The 24,707-nt window shown below is 40.4% G+C and carries 17 protein-coding genes and 1 other RNA gene; 6 read left to right on the plus strand and 12 right to left on the minus strand.

Going from position 1 to position 24,707, the window contains the following annotated elements; translation table 11 throughout:
* Positions 1 to 27: 27 nt before the first annotated feature.
* From aceB to A9267_RS06100, 4 genes are all read right to left on the minus strand, one after another.
* Positions 28 to 1,683, minus strand: a complete 1,656-nt coding sequence (gene aceB, locus A9267_RS06085) for a malate synthase A (protein WP_082972227.1) — start codon at positions 1,681 to 1,683, stop codon at positions 28 to 30.
* 1,512 nt (positions 1,684 to 3,195) lie between these two features.
* Positions 3,196 to 4,890: a GGDEF domain-containing protein gene (locus A9267_RS06090; RefSeq protein WP_156669112.1), complete on the minus strand. Its 1,695-nt coding sequence runs from the start codon at positions 4,888 to 4,890 to the stop codon at positions 3,196 to 3,198.
* Positions 4,891 to 4,928: 38 nt separating this feature from the next.
* Positions 4,929 to 5,141: a hypothetical protein gene (locus A9267_RS06095; protein ID WP_065108599.1), complete on the minus strand. Its 213-nt coding sequence runs from the start codon at positions 5,139 to 5,141 to the stop codon at positions 4,929 to 4,931.
* A 37-nt stretch (positions 5,142 to 5,178) separates the two neighbouring features.
* Complete coding sequence (locus A9267_RS06100) at positions 5,179 to 6,021, minus strand: SAM-dependent methyltransferase (protein WP_065108600.1); 843 nt, start codon at positions 6,019 to 6,021, stop codon at positions 5,179 to 5,181.
* Between the two features lie 336 nt (positions 6,022 to 6,357).
* Here A9267_RS06100 and A9267_RS06105 point away from each other — a divergent pair, with 336 nt between their 5' ends.
* Positions 6,358 to 6,891, plus strand: coding sequence for an outer membrane protein assembly factor BamE (locus A9267_RS06105; RefSeq protein ID WP_065108601.1), 534 nt, complete (start codon positions 6,358 to 6,360; stop codon positions 6,889 to 6,891).
* 159 nt (positions 6,892 to 7,050) lie between these two features.
* Here A9267_RS06105 and A9267_RS06110 read toward each other — a convergent pair whose 3' ends face one another.
* Together A9267_RS06110 and A9267_RS06115 are read right to left on the minus strand one after the other, a co-directional pair.
* Positions 7,051 to 7,383, minus strand: coding sequence for an RnfH family protein (locus A9267_RS06110; protein ID WP_065108602.1), 333 nt, complete (start codon positions 7,381 to 7,383; stop codon positions 7,051 to 7,053).
* Positions 7,373 to 7,810, minus strand: a complete 438-nt coding sequence (locus A9267_RS06115) for an SRPBCC family protein (RefSeq protein WP_065108769.1) — start codon at positions 7,808 to 7,810, stop codon at positions 7,373 to 7,375. Before A9267_RS06115 ends, A9267_RS06110 begins: the two co-directional genes overlap by 11 nt.
* 203 nt (positions 7,811 to 8,013) lie before the next feature.
* On the opposite strand from A9267_RS06115, the gene smpB reads away from it, so the two are divergent.
* Both smpB and ssrA read left to right on the plus strand, forming a co-directional pair.
* Complete coding sequence (gene smpB / locus A9267_RS06120) at positions 8,014 to 8,511, plus strand: SsrA-binding protein SmpB (protein WP_055025695.1); 498 nt, start codon at positions 8,014 to 8,016, stop codon at positions 8,509 to 8,511.
* A 72-nt stretch (positions 8,512 to 8,583) separates the two neighbouring features.
* Positions 8,584 to 8,939: a transfer-messenger RNA gene (ssrA, locus tag A9267_RS06125) on the plus strand.
* Between the two features lie 221 nt (positions 8,940 to 9,160).
* Here ssrA and A9267_RS06130 read toward each other — a convergent pair.
* A complete protein-coding gene (locus A9267_RS06130) occupies positions 9,161 to 9,502 on the minus strand; it encodes a zinc ribbon domain-containing protein YjdM (RefSeq protein WP_055025696.1) in 342 nt (113 codons plus the stop codon).
* Positions 9,503 to 9,926: 424 nt separating this feature from the next.
* Here A9267_RS06130 and A9267_RS06135 point away from each other — a divergent pair, with 424 nt between their 5' ends.
* Positions 9,927 to 12,629: an EAL domain-containing protein gene (locus tag A9267_RS06135; RefSeq protein WP_156669113.1), complete on the plus strand. Its 2,703-nt coding sequence runs from the start codon at positions 9,927 to 9,929 to the stop codon at positions 12,627 to 12,629.
* A gap of 94 nt (positions 12,630 to 12,723) precedes the next feature.
* On the opposite strand, the gene A9267_RS06140 is transcribed toward A9267_RS06135, so the two are convergent.
* Both A9267_RS06140 and A9267_RS06145 read right to left on the minus strand, forming a co-directional pair.
* Positions 12,724 to 13,773 (minus strand): alkene reductase, encoded by a 1,050-nt coding sequence (locus tag A9267_RS06140; protein ID WP_065108604.1) that lies wholly within the window; start codon positions 13,771 to 13,773, stop codon positions 12,724 to 12,726.
* A 318-nt stretch (positions 13,774 to 14,091) separates the two neighbouring features.
* A complete protein-coding gene (locus A9267_RS06145; RefSeq protein WP_055025699.1) occupies positions 14,092 to 14,349 on the minus strand; it encodes a TIGR02922 family protein in 258 nt (85 codons plus the stop codon).
* A gap of 302 nt (positions 14,350 to 14,651) precedes the next feature.
* Here A9267_RS06145 and A9267_RS06150 point away from each other — a divergent pair, with 302 nt between their 5' ends.
* On the plus strand, positions 14,652 to 15,374 hold the full coding sequence (locus A9267_RS06150; RefSeq protein ID WP_055025700.1) for a YebC/PmpR family DNA-binding transcriptional regulator: 723 nt from the start codon (positions 14,652 to 14,654) through the stop codon (positions 15,372 to 15,374).
* 73 nt (positions 15,375 to 15,447) lie between these two features.
* Here A9267_RS06150 and hpf read toward each other — a convergent pair whose 3' ends face one another.
* From hpf to A9267_RS06165, 3 genes are all read right to left on the minus strand, one after another.
* Positions 15,448 to 15,804 carry a ribosome hibernation-promoting factor, HPF/YfiA family gene (gene hpf / locus A9267_RS06155; RefSeq protein WP_055025701.1) on the minus strand — a complete coding sequence of 119 codons (357 nt, stop codon included), beginning with the start codon at positions 15,802 to 15,804 and terminating at the stop codon, positions 15,448 to 15,450.
* 560 nt (positions 15,805 to 16,364) lie between these two features.
* Positions 16,365 to 20,705 (minus strand): alpha-1,6-glucosidase domain-containing protein, encoded by a 4,341-nt coding sequence (locus A9267_RS06160; RefSeq protein ID WP_065108605.1) that lies wholly within the window; start codon positions 20,703 to 20,705, stop codon positions 16,365 to 16,367.
* A gap of 108 nt (positions 20,706 to 20,813) precedes the next feature.
* Positions 20,814 to 23,786: a TonB-dependent receptor gene (locus A9267_RS06165; RefSeq protein ID WP_065108606.1), complete on the minus strand. Its 2,973-nt coding sequence runs from the start codon at positions 23,784 to 23,786 to the stop codon at positions 20,814 to 20,816.
* 393 nt (positions 23,787 to 24,179) lie between these two features.
* Between A9267_RS06165 and A9267_RS06170 the strand changes: the two genes are divergently transcribed.
* Positions 24,180 to 24,626 carry an OsmC family protein gene (locus A9267_RS06170; protein WP_055025704.1) on the plus strand — a complete coding sequence of 149 codons (447 nt, stop codon included), beginning with the start codon at positions 24,180 to 24,182 and terminating at the stop codon, positions 24,624 to 24,626.
* Positions 24,627 to 24,707: the final 81 nt, after the last annotated feature.

A 24,707-nucleotide genomic window follows, 5' to 3' on the forward strand; every position in this document is an offset into this window, starting at 1 on the left:
CACACCCCAATGTGAAGCACCATTTTTTTAAGCGGTTAACAGCTCATAGCCTGGTAACGTTAAGAAATCGACAAGTTCATCTGAGGTGGTAATTTCATCAAACAAACAAGCAGCTTGATTAAATTTACCTTGGTTAAAGCGTGCTGAACCTAGTTCCTGCTCAACATTAGCGAGCTCTTCACTGAGCATCTCTTTGAATAACGCTTTAGTGACAAGTTTGCCGTTAGACAGTGATTTTTCATGCTGGATCCATTGCCAGATTGAAGTACGAGATATCTCTGCAGTTGCCGCATCTTCCATGAGTCCGTAGATTGGGACACAACCGTTACCTTGGATCCACGCTTCAATGTATTGCAGCGCAATGCGGATATTTAAACGCATGCCATCTTCGGTACGTTCCCCATCGCAGGGGGTGAGTAACTCGTCCGCTAAGATAGGTGCATCAACATCACGAGTAATGTGCAACTGATTAGTGCCTGCACCGATATAATCGTTGAATATGGTCATTGCTGTATCAGCAAGTCCAGGATGTGCGACCCATGTACCGTCGTGACCATTACGTGCTTCAAGTTCTTTGTCGCCTTTAACCTTTTGCAGTACTTGCTCATTTGCTTCAGGTGTTTTAGCTGGAATAAATGCCGCCATACCGCCCATCGCTAACGCACCACGCTTATGACAGGTTTTAACTAACAAGCGTGAATATGCACTCAAAAATGGTGTGTCCATCGTAACGGCTTGTCTGTCTGGCAATACACGGTCTGCATGCTTCTTCAGTGTTTTGATATAGCTAAAGATGTAATCCCAACGACCACAATTTAATGCCACAATGTTTGAACGTAACTCATAAAGAATCTCATCCATTTCAAATACGGCAGGTAAGGTTTCAATCAAACAAGTACATTTAATCGTGCCAGGTTTTAGACAAAAACGTTCTTCAACGAAAGCAAACACTTTTGCCCACCAACGTGCTTCAACATGGCTTTCCAGTTTTGGAATGTAAAAGTATGGACCGCTGCCTTTAGCTAAAAGCTGATGATAGTTGTGGTAGAAGTACATGGCGAAATCAAATAAGCCACCCGGGATAGCCTCACCTTTAAATTCGACATGCTTTTCTTTTAGATGCAAACCACGTACTCGACAAATTAGTACGGCAGGATCTTCATCTAAGCTGTAATGCTTACCGGTATTTTCGGCTGTAAAACTGATGTCACCTCTGACGGCATCTCGAAGGTTAATTTGGCCTTGAACCACTTTCTCCCAACTCGGCGCTAATGAGTCTTCAAAATCTGCCATAAACACTTTTACGTTCGCATTCAGAGCATTAATAATCATTTTACGGTCTACTGGACCGGTTATCTCAACACGACGATCTTTCAAGTCGTCTGGCATGCCTCGAATTGACCACTCACCGTCTCTAATAGCACGAGTTTCAGGTAAAAAGTCTGGTAATTCACCATTATCAATTCGTTGCTGTTTTTGCTGACGCTTACTTAGTAGCTCAGGCACTTCTTGAGTGAACTCTTCACAAAGCGCAGCTAATAAAGATAAAGCACCATCATTAAATATCGTATCTTGTCCTGGGACCTCTGGACCGATTAATGCAAGTTCTGCACTTGTTGGTAATTCAGTATCAGCACTTGGCTGGGATTTCGCATATCTAGCCACTAATTGTTCTGCTGTCATATTAAGCCCCTTGAGCATAAGTCAGTTTCAAAAGAGAGAAGGTAGTCGTTAACTTGTCTAAGGTTGCCTTACCTAACCTTGGAAACTTGATGTACTCATTGTTATCCAGTCCTAAGTTAGTAAAAGAAGTTACGTAAAACTCAATAAGTCGTCTCAATGACAGCCTTACACGAACTCTTTAGGCCTTGCTCCTTTCCATCTCTATCTTCAAAACAAACTAGCCAATATTTAACCGTCAAATGTTTGTTTCGTACTAAAACCTAACGACAAACCTTTGCATTTGCAACAGCTTGAAATTGCTATCGAGCGAATAAAAATAGCAATATAAATTGGTATGACCATAACAAACCAAAAGATAAACACCTGATTAAAAACAATTTAAAATAAATCCATTTTGTTTTTATTTTTTTATTGGTCAATTGTCTTACAAGTTAACCAAAGACAAATCAAAGAAAATTAATCCGTAATTAAAATACGTGATGTAAATTTTTAATTACAGCATTTTTAGGGTTTTATACCAAAGTAGAATTAGATGTTTGTTTTGAACTGCCCTTAAGGTAAAGCAATTAAAATCAACAAATACAATCTATTAGCTAAAGCGCCACCCCAACCCAATTCAAACAACCGTTTCAATTTTACGTTAACGTAAACGTAATGAGCAATGTAGAACATTTACTCTAGACAGTAACCGATGTAGTCCGATCAACATCACAAAAAATATTGGTTCAGCTGAAAAAAAAGACGTTTTTTTTACAAAAAAGTTAAAAAAAACTGTAATTTCGAGTTTTACACTGAAAAAGCGCCATTGTGAGCAGCAAAAAAAGAACACTATGCGTTAGCGATAGAATGAAGGGGTCATTGGTATAAGCTCAAAGATGCAACTCAAGATAGTGGCAGTGTCCCCAGGTTTAGCTGTTAGCTAAAATACATACCCCTATTTAAGATTCTACTCGCCGCTGCAAACATCAAGAACAATAAAAAGTAAGCAGTAAGCAGTAAGCAGTAAGCAACGAAGAAAATACGGCATACTCATGTTTTGAGTATCAATATGAGTTCTGGAGACGAGAATGTTACCCCTTCCCCCTCTTTCATTTGGCTTTCTATTCACACGATTAAGCGATACCGTTAAAACTTAAGATTGCGATAAGATGACAATAAGATTGCACTCAAGCGAGTAAGCTCTTAGTGCTTTAACGACGAAAGATAGCCGTATTAAAGATAAAGCGCGAGTGACCTTACCGTGCTTGCAAGCAGCCTATACGTAGCGTTAAACAGCGGGCTTTCGTTAAATTATCTACCGTAAAATTATCTACTGTTAAATGCTATATCGATAAAACACGCGATAACTTAAGCGCTGTGGTTGAGCCAAAGCTCAAAACAACACCAGTATTGAGATGTTAAATATATCAATAGAGAACGAGTTTTCTTTTACAAGATAAATGGGACTGCTGAGCGGTTGAAAGCGGTAAAGTGAGATAGTTTTTAGTTTGGCAGTTTTATAAGTTGAAAGTGTTATAAACAAACGACCCTATTTCGACCATGAGATTTGGCCTGATAAAGCGCTGTATCAGCCCTGTTGATAATAGGATCTAAGCTTAAATCCTCCTCTGCTTTATCACTGACTCCTATACTGGCTGTAATGGTAAATTGGTGACCTGAGTATCGAGTGTTAATGTTAGCAAAAGCCTGACATACATTCTCTGCCACTTCATTAGCTAACATTTTATCCGTGTTAGGCATAAAAATAGCGAATTCCTCACCACCTAAACGACAAGCAATATCGGTATTACGTTTATATTCATTAATGGTATCTGCCACTTTCTTTAACGCCCAATCACCAGTAGCATGGCCAAAGCTGTCATTGATTTTTTTAAACCAATCTAAATCGATCACTACAACGCTGAAAGTTCCACCACTGGCTAACGTTTTAATAAATTCATTCTCAGCCTTATCAATCCCTGCTCCACGATTAAACAACCCCGTTAATGAATCAACTTGAGCTTGCTTTCGGAACTGATTTCGTTGATTCCAAGCGGTATAAAGGAGTAAAGCCAATAACGCTACCGTACCTGCCAGTACCGTAGAAAACATAAACGAAGCGCTTTTCTCATTGTTTAAAATGCTACGCTGTTTGGCAATCATCTCGTGATCTTGTACTAACTTGTTTAACTCTCTGGTTTTTTCTGCACTATCAAACTTAACCATTTGGTAGGCATTTTCTTTAACCTTTTTCTCGTCTAGTAGTTGCACGCCAATAGCATGAGCTTGCACTTGATATTGATAGGCTTCTTTAAACTTTCCTTGCTTACTTGCGATCATCGATTGAACGTGAAAAGTTCGTTTCTTGCCTTTTAAATTCATCGGTTCATTAGGGAGTTGCTCAACAAGCTTGGCATACGTTAATGCTTGGTCATAATCTCCTAGATGAAAATACACTTCGCTTAAATAAGCATGGCTATCATGTATTTCTATATGAAATTTAAACGCTTGATAGCGCTCTAACGAATCCAAATACCCGCTAAGTGAAGCTTGGTATTGGCCCGTTTCAAATAATACGTGTGACTGGCCTTTAATCGCCATCGCAACAATAAGAGGAAAATTATGCTTATTACAATACAGTTCGGCTTCTTTGAACTGAGAAGCGGACAATTCAAAATTTTCTAACTTTAGGTTTGCAACAGGTAAATATAATTTTGCGTAACATTCGTTTTTCGTATTTTCGCCCTTGTTTAAACTTAAAATCTCAGTTGCAGTGGTGAGCATCTCTTCAAATGCATCAAGCTCCATATACACGTTCATTAAGCGAATATACGCGTTTACTTTTATCTTACTGTCATCATAACTATCAATTCGGGCTAGACTTTCTTCCAATAATTGAAATGCTTGCTGATAATTATTCTGCCCAATATTGGCAGTGATTTTATACATCGAGATTTGTGTCATTAACTCATTATCAGGCTTGAACAACAACGCCTTATCGAGCGTAAACAAGGCTTGTTCAAATTCACCTAGATATAAATGTTTAATACTACTAAGCGTATGAAAACGCGCTAACTGCAGTTGAGACAATTGGTTTTGTTGCTTTTCTAATGTTTCAATTTGCCTTTCTGATTCGGTTAAATCAACTTGAAGCGCTACCTCTAATGTGTCCAGTTGCTGATCAAAATCCACAGCAGCATTAATAGCATCACTAATAAGTAACGCCATTAAAACGACTGTGAAACGTAAAAAATGATTAAGCACGGCTATTTTGTATGATTTGATATCAGTAAGAATGCTTTCATTTCAATATCACCCGCTAATGCACTGACTGCTTTGGCATCACCAGATAATACTGCTTTGATTTCATTATCAGATAAACCATAGTTTTTCATTGTCCCCTCAGGGTCTTTTTTATAGGTTTCTAATAATTTCGCATCCGTATTAAGTTCGGTAAAAAACTCCGTTAAATTTGCCATTCTATTTCCTTATTTGCTATTTCAGGTTTGGTTTACGTTATCCGATATCACACGCACTGATCCCAAGCTTTTCGAGAATACTCAGATTAAGGCTAAGTGTTTCAGAAGGTGGGATCATCAAAGTCGAGATCATTTCTAAACGAGCATTGGGTAAGTTTTTCAAGGGTAATCGCTCGACTCTTGGTGTTTGTGTCGGCAAATTAGCAGCTTCATAAATTACGACTTCATGATCTAGCGGATACCACTGAGATAAATGGGCGACTAAAATGTCTAAGCGTTCGCGTGTGGTAGAGAATTCCGTTAACGTATGCTCGCCAGCTAATGCGATTTGCCACAGCAATAAATGGGTTTTGGGGTTTGGAGTGTGCTGATACAGCATAAACTGAGTCGCTTCGTAGCTTTGGTGACCTGAATGGCCTGGGTCAATACCTAAATCAGCCCATAGACAAGCCTCAGCAGATATCCCCGGTAGCATGTCAGCTTGATAACCTTCATCACGAGCTTGTGCAATTGCAAGATGTGAAATGCAAGCAAACACGCCAGGGTGACCATATAACGCCACCACCACATTTTTATCTAACCGGAGTTCGTTAAGAATAGCGTCTACCATTTGTGCATAGGTATCTCGGCGATTTTTAACTTCACCTTTTTGGGCATAAAAAGGCTGTAATGATCGATGATTATTATTCAGGCTTTGAATCCAACGTTCAGTAAAGCCGTCTGGCACTAGAGAAAACACCACATCGGCATGTTCAATATAGCTTTGGCTCAGCACACTAATGTGTCCAGCAAGTTGCAGACCCGTGCCGACAAATACTAACCGACCACCTTTGGTTTCAGTATGCTGTTTTACGTTATGTTCAGAGTAAATTGGTGACATTTTTTATCATTATTCTTTCGTCAAAAGTTAATTACTTAACAAACCTAACCGCCAATTAAATCCTATTAATTTCTATATGATTCAAATTTTGCATAAGCGCTTGTATCAAACTTATAGAATTACATTCAGATTTTCCATGATTTTCTACATTTTCGTAACATCATCAAGCGTAAAAGAATTTATAACTGAGTCATTTACCGATGGCATCATTGAACTATATCTATAATATCGACTCTATTATTCACATCGTTATAGCATTCTCAGCGAATAGCCCCTTGTCAGCATAGGGACCCCTTGGGTATGATGTCGTCAGATTTTTAGGAAGTAGCACAGACAATGATAAACAAAAAACAAAGTCTTACCCTTTTAGGCGCAGTTGCGCTTTCAGTTTCTTTAAGTGCGTGTAGTGTTTTTGATTGGCTGATCTATAAGCCAGATATCGCACAAGGCAACTACATGGAATTACAGCAAGTTGAAAAGCTGCGTGTAGAAATGACTAAAGAACAAGCTGAGTACATTCTTGGCCGCCCAGTTCTTCGTGATAGTTTTGCCGATAATGTTTGGTATTATGTTTATCACTTCAAAAGTGGCCGTGACGCAAGTATCACTCACAAAGAGCTCATATTGTTCTTTGAAGATGATTTACTTGTCAAAGTTGAAGGCGACTACAAACTTAGTGAGGACTTTGACACTCCTCTAGAATCAGGTGCCTTGCCTTCGATTTCATCTCCTACTGTTGAACCTTTACTTCCAGAACAAGACCCTGCATCAATTCGTCGTGATGCTAAACCTCTGGTTGAAGAGAACCGTCTAGAAACAGAAAATGACGTGCCGAAAGGCGGTAATGAAAATATGCCTAAAGGCGAATAAGCATTAAGTAAAAAAACTGACTTATACAAAAAAGCGGAAAGACACGTCTTTCCGCTTTTTTATTGTGAAAAATACTCTAAGTACACAACAAATTATGACACAGCTTCATCATTGTGTTTGTTCATGCTCAGTGACCTCTGTGTAACGTTGAAAATTTCGCTAAATTTTCGCACCAGTAATCTTGTTGCTGCGTCCCTCTTCTTTCGCTTTTTCTGCACGCTTACGGCGCACATCTTTAGGATCAGCAATCAAAGGGCGGTAAATTTCAATTCGTTGTCCTGGTACAAGCACCTCATCGTGCTTTGCTTGTCGACTAAAAACGCCTAATTTTACTTTAGCTAAATCGATATCTGGAAAGAAACTTGCCATGTTGCTTTGCTTTACCGCATCAATAAAGCGAGTACCAGGCGCAACATTAACCGTAATCACCTTTTGCTGCTCAGGTAATGCGTAAATAACATCAACTGGAAATAAATCTGTCTCATTTGTCATGGTAAATCACCTTAGCTCGGTCAGTAAAAGCAGTTACCATTGAATTCATCAACTCTTTAAAAACACGACCAAATGCAATATCCGCTAGTGGGTTGGAAAACTCAAAATTTAAATCGAACTCCACTTTACAAGCATCATCAGTTAACTCTGTAAAACGCCACATGCCATCTAGGTTTTTAAATGGGCCATTTTCTAATGTTAACGACACACTTTTACCTGGCACCACTTGATTACGAGTGGTGAATGTTTTTCGGATCCCAGCCTTTGAGACATCAACAGATGCAACCATGGTTTTACCATCAAACTCAATGACTTTACCGCCAACACAACCTGGCAAGAATTCATGGTATGACTCAACGTCATTAACCAAGTCATACATTTGCATCGCACTAAAACGAACCAACACATTTTTTGAAATTTTTGGCATGAATAACAACACTATCGATAACAATGAGGCAATTTTAACACGCTTACAGTAAAACGCATCCATTACCCTGATGATTAAACTCGCATCTTTAAGTGGTTTGGGTATAATCCCTTGATTAGTTTTTTCTCTCCCCCATATCTACCACAGTAAGCATAAGTGACTAGAGTTTTTAAATGGGATAACAGCGGGCAGTAAACGCGATTATGGTAAAAAAGAATTCAAAAAAGTCAAAGAATCCACCCGCTACGATTACACGTAATAAGCGCGCGACCTTTGAGTTTAAAATAGAAGATAAAATCGAAGCTGGATTAGAGCTTCAAGGCTGGGAAGTAAAATCCTTGCGTATGGGCAAAGTCACGCTTGCGGACTGTTACGTTTATATCAAGCATGGTGAAGCCTTTATGCATGGCTGCACAGTGCAGCCTTTAAACACCGCATCAACTCATGTGGTTTGCGATCCAATTCGTACCAAAAAACTGTTATTAAAGCGCAGTGAAATTGATAAGCTTGAAGGCCTAATTGAGCGTCAAGGTTATACCTTAATCCCCCTTTCACTATACTGGCGCAAAGGTGCTTGGGTAAAAGTTGAAATTGGTTTAGGTAAAGGTAAAAAAGACCACGATAAACGCCAAGACACTAAAGAACGCGAATGGAAAGTAGAACAATCTCGCGTAATGAAGAAGTCTAGACTGGACGGATAATGTACAAACGATTGTTAATTGGTGAAATGCACTAGGTATTTTGGCATTTAAGCGATACAATCAACAAACTTTGGGGGCGATTCTGGATTCGACAGGATTCACGAAACCCTGGGAGCATGTCGAGGGGCGGTTGGCCTCGTAAAAAGCCGCACTGTTATAGTTGCAAACGACTCTAACTACTCTCTAGCAGCTTAGGCTAGCTAGCCATCAACCACACGTCTTGCACATGGGCAGTGGATTTTGATGGTCATCTTACATCGTGCTAGCGAGGGAACCTTGTCTGGGGGTGAACCGCGAAACAGTACCGGACTCGCCTTGTAATATCCTGTCTTTCGGAGCTTGCAAGGTTAACCAAAAGAGAGACTAAACATGTAGCGCCTTGGATGTAGGCTTTCTGGACGCGGGTTCAAGTCCCGCCGCCTCCACCAAATACCTAAAAGGGCTTAGCAGCAATGCTAAGCCCTTTTGTTTACCTACAGATTTATTTTTCCTGATAATACCAATCAACACGATACTTAAAATCCCATTCCACATTATGTACCTGCCGTATATACATCATGCTGTTACATATACATAGTGCTTGTTGACTTGGCACATAAAAAAAACCTGCACTTGGCAGGTTCTTTTTATTATTATTTGAACGCTAAATTTAGTTTTGCTTTCTTACAAATTTAGACTTCAGCATCATTTGGCCATGGCCATCTACTTTACAATCAATATCATGATCAGCATCAACAAAACGTTTAATAACGGCTTTGGTGCCTACTTTAAGCACTAATGAAGATCCTTTTACTTTAAGATCTTTAATCAGTGTCACTTTATCGTCTTCAGCAAGTAAGTTACCCACTGCATCTTTTAATATGATCGCATCAGGATCGATGATTTCTTCGTTTGGGTTCCATTCATGAGCGCACTCAGGACAAATAAGTTGCGAACCATCTTCGTATACATAGACAGATTCACATTTAGGACAAGGTGGGATAGCGCTCATGGTCAATTCTCTTTAATCAAAATAAGTGTGATTCAGTATAGGTTTACTACTCAATCGATATCAGGACATTATAATCAATATATCTAATATCAGCTAGGCAGCAACTGTGCTCTTGTTAACAGCCTTGAGCATTCAAAGGCAACTTTTTCATTTTACAGCTAAGTTAATGCATGAATTTGATGTGATTTTAGTTGCAACAGTTTTCCCCTAATTATCTTATGCGCTGGCACTTCAAGCAGATAATTCACTCGCGGCAAAAGCAAATCCAAATACTGAATGTTATTCATTAGTACCTTAACGTTGTAATCGAATTAACTAAAAAACCGCTAATAAAATACTGTTCATGCTGTTGACCTAGCTTAAAAATCAGCCCATATTGATAGATAATTGTTAATAATTACATGAACTTCATGGGCTTCAGCGATTGAGTTTACTTACTCATTATTTACATAAATGGAAGAAAAGGCTTGGGATACTCTTAGCCTTACTTTGCTTGTGGCCGCTACAAACTTGGGTCGTCTCGCTCCTTGCAACTAATGCACTCACCCCTTACGACATAACGCTATCCCTCCCGCTTTCCGAAAAATTAAATCAGCAATTTGGTTTGTCACCTACAAGTAAAATCAATAAGGTATTTGTCAGCGGAAATTTTTCAGACTGGCATAGTGATGATCCCTTTTATCAAATGCAGCACACAGGTAAAGATCAATGGCAGTATCAGTTACCGCTCCATCCTGGAGATATAGAATATAAACTGGTATTAGAAATTGAAGGGCAAGCGAATCCAACATGGATTGTAGACCCAACTAACCCCAACACAGCAATTAACCCATGGGGCGATGCAAACTCCTTAATAGAAGTTGCCGATTGGCCAAAAATTGCGGTCATTAGCCAACTATTAACCTTAGCGGTGATTGGCGCGTTTTTATTATATTGTGTGTTAGAACCATTATTGTATTGGTTATTGCACTTAAAAATGCCGCTTTATCGCAAACTTATGCTATCTAACATTCTGATTTTAATCTGTATTCAAGTCATTTTTTTCAGCTATCAACTCCACCAAAACAGACAACTCATTAAACTCAGCATAAGCGATACTTTGCATAACATGCACTTGGTTTTAGCCAGTAACCAGATTGATTTTAGCCAGCTTAACAATCAAAAAGATGAAATCGACACAGCTATCGATCAGTTCTTCGCTCAGGCAACCACGCGTATAGACAAAAAACAAACCAGCCTATTTCAAATCACTTTATCTGACTTTGCCGTTTTAGATAAAAACGGTGAACTTATTTCGTTGCATCATCGCCTTCAAAATCAATCTATCCAGCTTAATCGAGCCCAAAAGCTCGGGTTTGATAATACGCACGATTATTTTATTAAAGGAATGTGGGCAAGCTTGATCCCCAACGCATTGAGTCAAGCGACGAATGGCCAACTTATTACAGCAAAACGCCCTGCTGCAATTCGTCATGTTGAAACCAATAAAACCCGCCAAAGTGAATGGGTTTTAGGCTTTAGCCAAGTTATGCAGCCCATCATTTCACGTGGGCAGTTACAAGGGTTTTATGGCGGTTCAATTCAGGTCAAACTCTATGGAGAGGAATTACTCAATACCTTATTTTTTCAGCTACTGCTGCTATCTGGGGTCTTGTCTTTAGCCAGCTGGTTATTAATGAGTGTGGGTAAAATTGTTACCTCGGATATATTGACACTAACCAATTGGACACAAAAAATTGTCAGGGGTGATTTAACCCAAAAGCTAACCTTAAATAGCCAAGATGAAATTCAGCAGTTAGGTGATAACTTTGAAGTCATGCGCCAATCCTTAGCGGATAATTTTCATAAAATTGAACAGCAAAACAGTAACCTTTTTAAAGAGGCGTACTTTAACAACTTAACCGGATTACCTAATAGAAAAAAACTGTACGCTGATTTACACCAACATCAAGCCTCCTCATTAATCGTCTTCAATATTAATGACTTTGGGCAAATTAATGATTTTTATGGTGTTAACGCTGGCGATTTGATTATCATTGAAGTGGCCAATAGTTTAGAACTCGTTTCAGCCCCTCATCACCTTTATAAAACTGGTGCTGATGAATTTGTCGTGCTCACCCACTCCCAATTCAATGATGCCCAGTTACAACAACTTGCTGTTCAGATCATTGATTATGTTAGCCATAAAGCCATTGCCATCGACGGTAATGAAATTTATGTCACACTAAGCGCAGGCGGTGCCCACTGCGTCAATGACCAATATACTCAGTTACATCAACAAGCTGATTTAGCTAGGCGTATTGCTAGGCGGCATTTTCAACGATACCAACTATTTACAGCTGAAATGTCTAACCCTGAAGCTTTTGAAGCAAACATGCATCAAAGCCGCATGCTTGTTGCAGCAGTCACCCATGATTGGGTCACGCCCTATGTGCAATTAATTAAGCCAATAACTGAAAACTTGCAGCCTAAGTTTGAGTGCTTGATGCGAATATGCTTAGACGGTGGCACAGTGTTAACGCCTGCTCAGTTTATGCAAACTGCAGTGCGCTCCCGATTATATCCACGTTTAATGGCCGCGATGTTAACCAAGTCTTTTGCCTTGTTTAAAGGTTTACCCTATGCCTTTTCAGTTAACATTTCACTCGAAGATATTGCTGATACAGAAAGGGTTGAGCAATTGCTAAAATTATTAAAAGCCAATCCAGAAACATCAACTCGCTTAACCTTAGAGTTATTAGAAAGCGAAGAGATTACAAATTATGATTTGGTGCATGACTTTATTGAAAAAGTTAAGCCCTATGGCTGTAAAATCGCAATTGATGACTTTGGGGCAGGATATTCAAACTTCGTTCATTTAATGCGTTTGGATATTGATATCATCAAAATTGATGGTTCATTGATCCAGCATTTAGATCAAGATACTAAAGCACAGCACCTAGTAGAAACCGTATCAAGTTTTGCGAAAAAAATGGGCATTGAAACGGTTGCAGAATTTGTTGATTCTCCCCAAGTACTTGAGCGCGTGAAACACTACCATATCGATTATGCCCAAGGTTTTTTACTCGGAAAACCAGAGGCGAGCATTGCAGAAGCCTTATCCATAAGTAAACTTGAATCGCGCTAACTTATTAACGATATACTCATTAAAAAGGCAGCCTTGCTGCCTTTTTAATACGTCTAACCTAGCTGTTTAGCAACTTACCATCGGATAGTAGGCATCAAACTAGCTCAGCTAACATGGCATCATCGTAAGCAGTCAGCTCCTCTCCACGACGTACCTTGCTCACATAATCAGGATTCGCAATAAACGCCCGTCCAATCGCCAACAAATCAAATTCATTCGCCTCAATGGCTTTATTGCCAGTTTCAGCGGTATAGCTACCAACCCCCACTAAGGTTTGATTGTAATGCTTTCTTAAATACGCTGACGCTTTACCATCTAGGTAGTCAAACTCCATTGCATCATCAAATATTCCTAAATGAATAAAGGCAAGTTGACGAGACTCTAATTGTTTAAGTAGGTAATCAAATACTGCCCGATCGCGGCTATCGGGTTCCATATTGAAATACGCCCCAGGTGATAAACGAATAGCCGTTCTCTCGTGGCCAATTTTAGCCACAATCCCATCTACTACTTCAATGGCAAAACGTGCCATATTTTCTGGTGATTCACCATAATCATCTGTGCGGTTATTACAGGAGTAATGTAGAAATTGATCAATGAGGTAGCCATTAGCACCATGAATTTCAACGCCATCAAAACCGGCCTTGAGCGCATTGTCTGCTGCGGTTGCATAATCTGCCACCAGCTGAACAATATCCTCGCTGGTCGCAGCTTTAGGCTGTTGATACATTAACTCTCGATTGCGGGGTATTGTGCCGTCTATGCCAATGTTTGATGCTGATAGCACTTCACCATTACCTTCACCAAAAAAGAATGGATGAGCAACACGCCCTGTGTGCCAAAGCTGAGCAAAAATTTTACCGCCTTTATCATGCACGGCCTTGGTGACAACTTTCCAGCCATCAACTTGTGCCTGGGTATAAAGTCCAGGTGTATTAATATAGCCCTGGCCATCGGGACGAATAATGGTCGCCTCACTAATGATAAGTCCAGCATCGGCACGGCGAGCATAATAATCAGCCATGGTTTGCGTTGGAACTAAATCATCATCAGCCATGCAGCGAGTTAACGGGGCCATTAATATTCTGTTGTTAAGAGTCAAGGTGTCATTGAGTTTATAGGGAGTAAATAACGAGGCTGGCATAATGCTTCCTTGAAAATGAGATCGTTAATTGGTGTGGTAAATAAGTCACCGCGTTTGATGGCAGTATATACATACTTTGTCTGCCAGTTTAACAACAGATTAAGTTTGTCATATTTTATGTTTAAGCAACTAAACGATTATCTCAAACATCTAGGTCAATGATTCAACATAGATGCTCGTCATAAGTATGAAATGAATATTGAGACTCACTTTTTACAGTCGATTAGTTTGCCTCAAGATTACGAAGAAAGGAGGTAGAAAGTTCAGATTGATTGTCATTAATCAAATAACAATAATTAGTTACGGCTAAAGTGCCTTTTAAACAAGGTTTTTTTGCGCATAAACACGCTCGCCCAATGAGTTAAGAATTTTACACTCGCCATCAAGTACAGCAATGATTGATTTACCAGCACGAAACTCATTAGGCAGCATCACCCTACCTGTTTCGCTTACGTCAAGATCAGTCAACACGGTATTCTTCATCAGTAAGCCAACTGGGGCCTCGTAAAATAGCACGGTTACCGTGGCTTTGTTATTATCATCCGTGGTGGCAACTTCCTGGCTAACATCTGTCATATAGAACTCTCTTATTAATGCTGACTTATCAATGCAATCATATCGTTACTTCCCTCCAAGTTTAGCGCATTTTTACTATAGAGGGTTACTCACACAGCTTTGAGTTTAGATGATTATTAAGTCTATTTCCGCATTTTAGTCATCAATATCTTACACAAATTTAACAGTAACTATGTTAAATTGAATGCATTAACCCTATATCGGCTGATCTGTATCAATAGCTCTGCTCATATAGACTAAACAGCTGCGATTATTTTTGTTAGAATCAGCGGCAATTTTTCGAAATTTAAAACGAGATCAAGATGGGAAGAGCATACCAAAACCGCAAAGAATCTATGGCAAAGACTGCCGGCCAAAAAACGCGTTTATACTCGCGTTATGGTAAAGAAATTTATGTTTGTGCCAAAAATGGTGGTGTTGACCCTGACGGTAACCTAGCGTTACGCAGCTTAATTACTCGCGCAAAGAAAGACCAAGTACCAGCACATGTCATTGAACGCGCAATCGAAAAAGCGAAAGGCGGTGGCGGTGAAGATTACGATACTGCACGTTATGAAGGTTTTGGCCCTGGCGGGTGTTCAGTTATCGTTGACTGCCTAACCGATAACGTAAAACGTACCTTTACAGAAGTACGCCAAGCATTTGTTAAAAACGATGCTAAGTTAGGTGGCCCTGGTACTGTTGCCCACAGCTTTGATCATCAAGCCGTATTCGTATTTGCAGGTGATGACGACGAAGCTATTTTAGAACTGCTAATGATGGCTGATGTTGATGTCACTGACGTTGAACTTGAAGATGGCATGATCAGTGTATTTGCGCCAATTACTGAGTTTAACAAGGTACGTGTTGCACTGACTGAAGAAATTGCCGATATCAACTTTGAAGTTGAGCACATTACTTTTGTGCCACAAGCAATGACCGAAGTTACTGGTGAAGATGTTGAAACGTTTGACAAGTTTATTAACGCATTAGAAGATTGCGACGACGTGCAAAATGTTTATCACAATGCTGAAATTAATGATTAAACATCATTAGTTAACGGCCACAAAAAACGCAGTCATTTGACTGCGTTTTTTTATTTCGTTAGAAAGTCTTGGACTATTTCAGATCCATCTCTTGCACTCTTTCATAAGCAATTTCAGGCGCTGTCACTTCAGGCTTGGCGTGTAAATCAGCTTTTAGCTGACCTTTGCGGTGTTTAAGAGCTGCATCAAGTTTTTTACCTGCACTTGAAAGTGCTGGATACATAACAGGATCTGAGGCTTTTGCTGCGATACGACTGCCTTCATAATTTGTCGTGATTTCAACTTCAAATTCGCCGTGTTCTTTTGAGATGATAATATCGAGTGATATTAGCGTTGGGAAATGGCTGGCAATTTTGGTGAATTTTGCGCTAACGTCTTGTTTTACAGTATCTGTAACATCAACATGGTGACCCGAAAGATTTATTTTCATAGATAACTTATCCTTTAATAATATAGCAAGGCTATATACTTCACTTTCTAGCAGATATTTATTCTTACATAAGTAGATTTTGGGGCGTGTGTCCTAGATCACAAGGGCCGTTGTATAAATTTTTGTTAACTTAGCTAACAACCTGCCTTCTTTTAATACTACTGTCATTTTCTTCCTTTACAGCTTTAGTATAGACACAAAAACCAAACAAAATCTGCAACTTTTGTCGTCTTTACATCAAAAATGCATTTATTGTCATTTTTCAGACAATTAGCCCTCTTTTTTGTTTAAATTTCAGTCAGAGCAAGCCAGTTAACAAAGTAATATATTACTGTTCGCCCCCTTAAAAGGCGCTTTAAAACCGTTTTAGCATAAATAACATTAGGCTGCTTTTACCAAGAATCCTGCTATTTAACACAGAATCATCCTGATGAAACATAATTAATAAAGCACTACCGACCAGTACACTAGGTGTCATTCACAACACATATTGCAGTTTTTTAAAACAAAAAAGCCCAGCTTTCGCTGAGCCTTTTACCATCAACACAATTATCTAGGTCCTAGTTAACACGATTAACGGTTAACGTAGGTGAACTTAAACTTGGGCCTGTTACCGTAAAGCGATAAGTCCCAGCTGCAGCAACATCAAACAGCATATTTGCTCCTTTAGAGGCTAAGGTTTTCATATCACCTTCAATCACGGCCTCTTCACCTGCTATAGCGCCAAAATCTACCGTTGACCAGTCTCCTGTGGCGATTTTGAACTCGGCAGTTCCAGCGTCAAGTGCAATATCGACAGTATATACAGATGATCCCTGATAACTGAGTGCATCCACTTCCCCCCACCCATTCATGCCACCACGAATGTAAACGGTATTACCAGCAAACATATCAGTTTTGTTTACTGTTAACACAGGTTCATTGCGATTAGTCATGTCTAGAGTGAAGGTATACATTTCTTCAGTTTCAAAGTTCAGGCTCATATTGCTACCAGAAACAGCTAATGCTTTTTCAGTCCCTAGTGTGACTGAACCATCGGCATCTAAGCTACCAAAATCAACAGTAGACCAATCAGCTGATGCCACTTTAAACTCATGGTTTGCTACAGATACCAAAATTTCAGCTTGATAAATACTACCGCCCATATATGTTAGCTCGTCAGTTTCACCCCAACCGTTCATGCCACCACGAATATAAACGCTAGTCCCCACAAAAGGCTCTTCGTTGTATACGGTAAGCACTGGGTTATCTTTATCAGCCGCATTGAGTGAGAACACGTAAGTTGCATCAGTTGCAGCTGTAAAGCTTAAGTTTGCACCACTTGGTGCAAGTTGCTCTGCTACGTCTTCATCTACACCTGCTTCAGCATCTGATACACCGCCAAAATCAACGGTACTCCAATCTGCTGACGCTACTTTAAAGTCATAGCCACCCGCAGCAAGTGTAATCGCAACACGATATTCACCACTCCCCACATAGGTAAAGCTATCCACTTCACCCCAACCGTTCATGCTGCCACGAACAAAGACTTCAGTGCTGCCATAAGGAACAACATCAGGCGCACCCGCTGTCGCGTCTGCACTTAAACCAGTACCTTGTGCATCACCTTGGTTTTTAACAAACACAGCTGTGGTATGAGCTGGAACGGTAAAGGTTCCTTCCTCAGTGCCTTCACTAAAGTTTGCACCTTGAACTGTTGAGTCAACTGACATAGCTAATGTTGGATGCAAGCTAAAGCCCATTGCTGTTGACACAGTATGAGATTGCTCACTATCACTACCATTTATCATCACCACCATGGCATCAACCGCAGGGTCAACATCCACTAGGCCTGCACCATCGTCAACACTCATCACGATAACGCCTTGCTTTTGGTTTTTACCAATATTATGGAAACCAACTCGATCAATAATGTCTTGCTCGGTAGTTAACCGCAGTAAGGGGCTGCTTTTACGTATCGATAAGAACTCATTAAACACGCTTGAAGCAAACTCAATTTCAGACATTGATGGGGCTGAATTAGGATTACCTGCTAGTGCGATAATTTGTTCCATTTTCTCTGCATTATCTTGCTCTAATGGTAATCCAACATTCCAGTTATTGCTTTCCTTAGTAAAGTCGACCCAGTTAAACCAATCACCAGAGTCATAGGTGTTACGATCCAGTGATTTTGACCGCAACATATCACCACCCATTTGGAAGAACGGGATACCTTGGCTCATTAATGGAATCGTTGCAGCAATGTTTTGCACACGAACTCGAGTATCAAGCGACATACCAATGTCATTTGAGTACTGCAAAATATCCCACAAGGTTTCGTTATCATGCTTTGACACATAGTTAATACTGTCAGCAGGATCTAAAGTATAGGCCGTAGGCTGGGTGTTCCAGCTAAAGCTGCTACCTGTTGCTGTATTACCATTAAAGTCTTTTAAGACGTAATTTTGTAAGTTACCAGCCATTGATAAACGCAGGGTGTCTTGGTCGCGTAAGTAGTCATCTTTTTGCTCCATAGCAAATAATGCACCGCCACGAACTGACTCTCGAATACGATCATTAAAGGTACCGACTTCACTGCCTGCCATATTGGCCTGAACAGCTTGTTCAAATAAGCGGTTATCTGCGACTTCACCAAAGTTCCAACCTTCACCATAGAAGTAGTTATCAGGATCAACCGCTTGAACAGCCTCGCGAGCATCTAAAATACTGCTTTTCGGCATATGACCCATCACATCGAATCGGAAACCATCAAATCCATACTGCTTGGCAAGAATGACCATGGAGTCTGAAACAAACTTATCCATCATTCGATGTTCTGTTGCAGTATTATCACAACAAGTCGATGACTCAATTTTACCGGTAATTTCGTTATAGCGGTGGTAGTAACCTGGCACGACTTTATCCAGTACCGAGTTATCCCAAAGTCCCGACGAACTCGTATGGTTATAGACCACATCAAGTACCACGCGTAAACCGAGTTCATGTAATGCTAAGTTCATTTCTCGCAGTTCTTTAATGCGAGCAATACCGTCAGCATCAGTCGCATAACTTCCTTCTGGGGCAATAAAATGTTGCGGATCGTAACCCCAGTTAAAGCTGTCATAACCACGCATGGCATTAACGAGTGCTTGCGCATCTTTAGAGCCTGGTAATGTTCCTTCTAAAATAGACTGAATAGTTGCCGACTTATCCTGAGTCAAACACGCATCTGCATTGTCATCAATCTTGTCACATAAGGTGCCCAAGGTATCTGAAATATCAACGCGCTCAGCTGGGTCTTCATTGACTGTGGCAATGTCATTGATTGGCAGCAAATGAAAATGTGTTACACCACTTTCAGCCAGCTTTCTAAGATGCTCAACAGGGTCACTTCCCTCTTCAGTAAAGGCTAAATACTTTCCTCGATTAGCTTCAGACGTGCTTTCATCACGTGCACTAAAGTCACGTACATGACCTTCGTAAATCACGATATCCTCAGGATTTGCCACCGTCATAACTTCGTGGCCATCCCAACCTTCAGGTTTTAAATCTGCATCACTCAAGTTAACAAATTGGCTGTAACGGCCATTAGTTGAGACATTAAGTGAGTAAGGATCCGTTGACTCGAGTGTTTCAATAGCCTGAGTAACAGGATGATAAACTACTAATTCATAGCGGTAATACATTCTGTCTAGGCTCATATCACCACTGAATGACCAAATACCCGTGTCAGCATCAAGGCTCATCGCTTCTGTAGAGGTTAAGTTTTTCGCCGTGTCATAAACCTTTAAGTTTACCGACTGCGCTGTTGGCGCCCAGACATTAGCAATGATGTTACTACCGTCATATATTATGCCTAAATCAGCTTCGTCAGCATCGTTATCACCTGAGGTATATAACGCATCCAATACTTTTGCCACTTGTACATGACTTGCCGCGACAGGTTTATTGGCACTGTCATACGCCGCCATCACCAATTGATTTTTAGCAATAGACTTAGCTTCTTCTGCAGTAAAATTCGCTTCATAGGCAGGCCAATCAGCTAAATGTGGCACTAAGGCTTTTTGCACATCAGTTAGCTCACTGGTCATCACTTCAACCTGAGTACCACTGATGTTGCCATCATTATCAGCAGCAATTCCAGCTGATGCTGAATGATGAATGACGAACTTGGCAATGCCGTCGGGATCTTCATTCCATACAAAAGTGTTTTGATCTAACCAGTGAGCACTTGCACCAGCAATAGAAAAACCAACATCTAGAATCGGATAATCATACACATCACTTTCACCATGGATGGTAAAATTAGTACGGTTAAAGTTTGCTTCAGGCTCGCCGTCTTCGGCTAACACTTTAAGGTTCATGACTAAGTCACCATCCCCCAGTGCTTTACCTGAACCTTCAGTACCGATATGAACAATAAAGTTGGCACATTCGCCATAGCCTTCTTTAAGATTAATGATCCAATAGGCACCATAATTAGGGTCAATACCATCAAACGAATGACCATTTGCCCAATCAGTTGAATCAAACGGCGGTGCATAACTATCACAGGTGTCATTATTCCAAGTATGCAGCTTATAACCTGGGTAATTAGGGTTCGAATCAGTATTATCGTTATCCTTAATTCGGTTGTAATACAACACAGCTTGGTTTTCACCAGCGTAAGCTACAGGCTCTGGTAGCTCAGGGTTATAGCCCACAATACAGCTTTCATTTTTTGCATCTGGAAATTTAGGTGCAGGACAGCTTAATGGCGGCGGTGGTACACATTCGGTGCCCGCTGCATTAGGGATATTCGGTACATTACACGTTAACAGCACTTCACCTGGCTCAGATGAATCCCCACCACCACAACCTGCAAGCGTCGCTAAACTGGCAGCAACTGCAGATAATTTCACGACTCTAGAAATACTCATCATGAGTGACTTCTCCCCATAGAATGTTGATTAAATTGCGTCATCAGTTTGTTGTTATTAATTTGATGACCCATCACACGAATTAACTGGATATTGTTCTTATTATTTTTGTTACATGGCATAAGTGAACCCCAAGTAAAATTCGCGGCCAAAGTACTGAATGGTGCCGGTTTTGTTTTCAGTGCCGAAGTAACTTTTAGTTGGCTCATCAGTTAAGTTATTCACTTGAAATAACACTCCTAAGCCATCAGTCACTTGGTAAGACGCTTGATAATCAAGCACTGTTTCACCATCAAAGTTCACCACTTGTTCGTTAATGGCGACTTGCTCAGATACGAAATCATCACGGTAACGACCACTTAAGCGAGTTTCGAAGCCTTCGTAAGAGTAAAAGAGCGTGGCGCTGACCACATTGTTAGATAACCCAGGTAAATCTTGCGTTGCCGTATCACCACCTAAGTTAGTAATCGATTGCACTTCAGACTCGGTGTAAGAGTAACTGGCGTTAAACCCTAGCCCTGACCATCCTGCTGGTAGTGAAGCAAACACTTGGGTGTAAGCTAATTCAAGACCACGAATATAGCCGCCTTCAGCGTTATTGACTGCAGTTGTGTAAGTACCGTTAGTGGTTTCAATTTGCTCACCACTATCTTCATCAATAATGTAATCAGGGACGTTAAAACCGTTGCCTTTAAAGTCGAAATTATCAATCGCAATCGTGTCAATGAATGAGTCAATATTCTTATAGAAGACAGCAGCGACGACAGCCCCTTCATCAAAGTAATACTCATAAGATAAATCGTATTGATCTGCATAGAACGGCATTAAGAATGGGTTATTGGTACTTGAACCATTGATTTCACCATCATCTGAAACCGATGCACTAATATCACCAGCTAAGCGATTAATCGGTGGGCGAGACATCACTTTTGCAGCGGCAAAACGGACCTGTGAGTCATCAGTGACTTTAAAGTTTAAGTTGATAGAAGGCAGGTAATCGGTGTAATCCACACCTTGTACTGTAGGTGCATAGTTTTGGTTAATAATGCCAATTTCATCAGTAATATTTTGCGCACCTAATGTTGGGTCGCCTTCTACATTTTGAAGCATGGTCGCTGACTGGTCGGTATTAACCACACGAACACCAAAGTTACCCGTAATTGGTAATCCACCAATTTCAGTATCAATGTTTGCCATAACATAGCCAGACAAGACTTCTTCATACACCTCGCCACTTTGCAGCACTGACCATGAATAGTTAGTTGTGTAGCCTTGTGGATCGATGACTCCACCTGCATTACCCCAAGTTTGCACAGGTTGTGGCGTGCCATCTGGGAACCATGCATTGAGCGCTTTATCTAAATCAATGGCTAAATAAGAAGGGAAATATGAAAAGTCACCATCCCAGTCAACAACCGTTGTCATATCATCGGTAAGTTTGAGTGGCGGCTCAGACTTTGAAAATGCACCATCATTACCGTATTCAAATACTGAGCGATCGTTTGAGTAAGTGCGATCTGAATAGCGTGCGCCAAATTCTACACTTGCGATAAAGTCATTATCTAACTCATAAGTAAAATCTACTCGGTATGCTTTCACTTCATCTTCGTTTTCAAACGGATAAATACCGTATTTACTGACCATCACTCGGTCGATATCAGAAAATGCATCCGCCTGATTAAAGCCAACATCGGGTAAATCTAAACCATTTAATAAATAACTTACTGAGACATTCTCATCAAAAATAGGCGCATCCGCATTCGCATCAACAGCGACATTTGACCAAAGTAAGCCGTTTCTGAAATCACTTTTAGCCGCTGATAACGACACATCGACATTGACGTTTAATCTGTCTGTTACCTGCCAATCACCATTGATACCAAAGCTGTCGACCTCATCAAAATCTTGGTTATCATCATTGACGATTTCGACACGAGTGTAGCTTTTAGAAGTGCGGTTAAACGTGCCGCCGATAACTGAATTACCATCATAAGTTGGATTTGAAACACTGGCATCGCGGCCGCCAAACTTGGTACGAAAACCACGAGCAAATGATTCGCTGTCAAAGCGGGACATAAAGGCATCAGCCTTTAACACAAAATTATCTACTGGTGCCCACTCAATGGCGGCCATGTAACCATTTCGAATTTCAACACCACCTAGATGTTGTACCTCAAAACCTTCACTGATGTATTCGTTCGCAGGGTTATCTTCAGGTCCATTGATATCCCCTTCAATGCCGTCGACATCCTTGGAATCATTGTAAGCAAGGCCAATAAATTGAGTTGCGACACTCGGCTGTTCAAGACGAGCGTAACCCACTGCCACACCTAAGGTATCCTCTAGGAATTTACCTTGATATGAAAAGCTTAAACGAGAACCAAAATCTTCGGCACCATACACTTCATCGGCACGATCGTTATACATACCACGCACATTGGCAGTAAAGTTATGTTGTTTATCTTTGCTTAGAGGACTGACGGTTGTCAGCTCAACAGTACCCGCAACACCGCCTTCAATAAGGGAAGCTTTAGGCGACTTGTAAACCGCTGCAGAACTAATTAATTCAGAAGGGTATTGGTCAAACTCAATACTACGAGAACCACTCGTTGATACTTGTTCACGTCCATTTAAGGTTGAAAAAACAAAGCCACCCGACATACCACGAATGTTAATTTCAGCAGCTTGACCACCAGTACGTACTGCAGAAATACCAGGTAAACGGGTCAATGCATCGGCCATTGAAACGTCAGGTAGTGCACCTAAGTCATCGGCAGATAATTGTTCAGAAACGGTATCCCCATAACGTTTTGAGTTAAGTGAATCAATCAAACTACGACTATAGCCTTTCACACTGATCCGCTCGATGCCAGTTTCTGCTTCCGTATCATCCGCTTCATTGCTAGCTAACGCATTTGTGGGTTGTGTATTCTCTGTGGCGCTCACTTCGACATCAGCTGTCGAAGATTGAACCGTTTCAGTTTTTATCTCATCGGCCGCAAATGCGTCATTCGGAGTCAACATAATACTGACTCCTGCCGCTGCTAGCGCTAGTGATAACACACTAGGTTTACAATTGAACATTGAGTTTCCCCTCACCTTACTGACTTTATAGTCACCCAACATTCAGTTATACGACTCAGACTAATGGAATATCAGGCATTATTATCGAGTTATAGTAGTCATGGATAAGTATTAGTCTCAATTTTTTGCATACGTATTCATAACAAACCATTAACAATCAAGTTAAAAATCGCTTACATAAGCGAATGAATTAATGCGCAAAAAACAAACAAAGTGAAATGCAAAGGTATTTTTACGAATACAATAGAATTGAATTTTCTAAGCTTTAGTAGATTTCATCAGGTACTCAGGTAAAATGCAGGCTCGGTAAAAATGTATTTAAGGTAAGAACGCTAATTTATTTAGCAAACAATCGACTTTAAGCATTTGAATTGGCTAATAAAGGAAGCATTAATGGGTTTTAAGCTAACGGTAAACTGGCAAGCGGATCATTTTGAACATACCGCACCTGAATTTAACCGAGATCACCAAATTGAGTTTGGTTCAGGGCAAGTGATACAAGCTTCTTCAGCACCTGAGTACAAAGGTAATGACGAAAAAATTAACCCAGAAGAAAGCCTTTTGGCCGCCTTATCTTCGTGTCATATGCTGACATTTCTAGCCATTGCGCACTTAAAGCGATTAACTGTCGTATCTTATCAAGATAATGCCCGTGCTGAACTTGGTAAAAACGATTCAGGAAAATTGTCTGTCACTAAAATGCTCTTAAACCCGCAAGTAACGTTTGCCGAAGGCATTGAAGTCAGTAATGAAGTACTGCAAAAAATACACGATAAAGCCCATGCTAACTGCTTTATTGCGAACAGTATTAACTCTGAAGTATCAATAAATATCGATTAATATTCATTACTGAGTAAAGACAGATATAACCCTTACTCAGCAACCAAGTAAGACGTAAAAAAAGCCAATCATTGTGATTGG

Source organism: Shewanella sp. UCD-FRSSP16_17, assembly GCF_001675935.1.
GTDB classification, from domain to species: domain Bacteria; phylum Pseudomonadota; class Gammaproteobacteria; order Enterobacterales; family Shewanellaceae; genus Shewanella; species Shewanella japonica.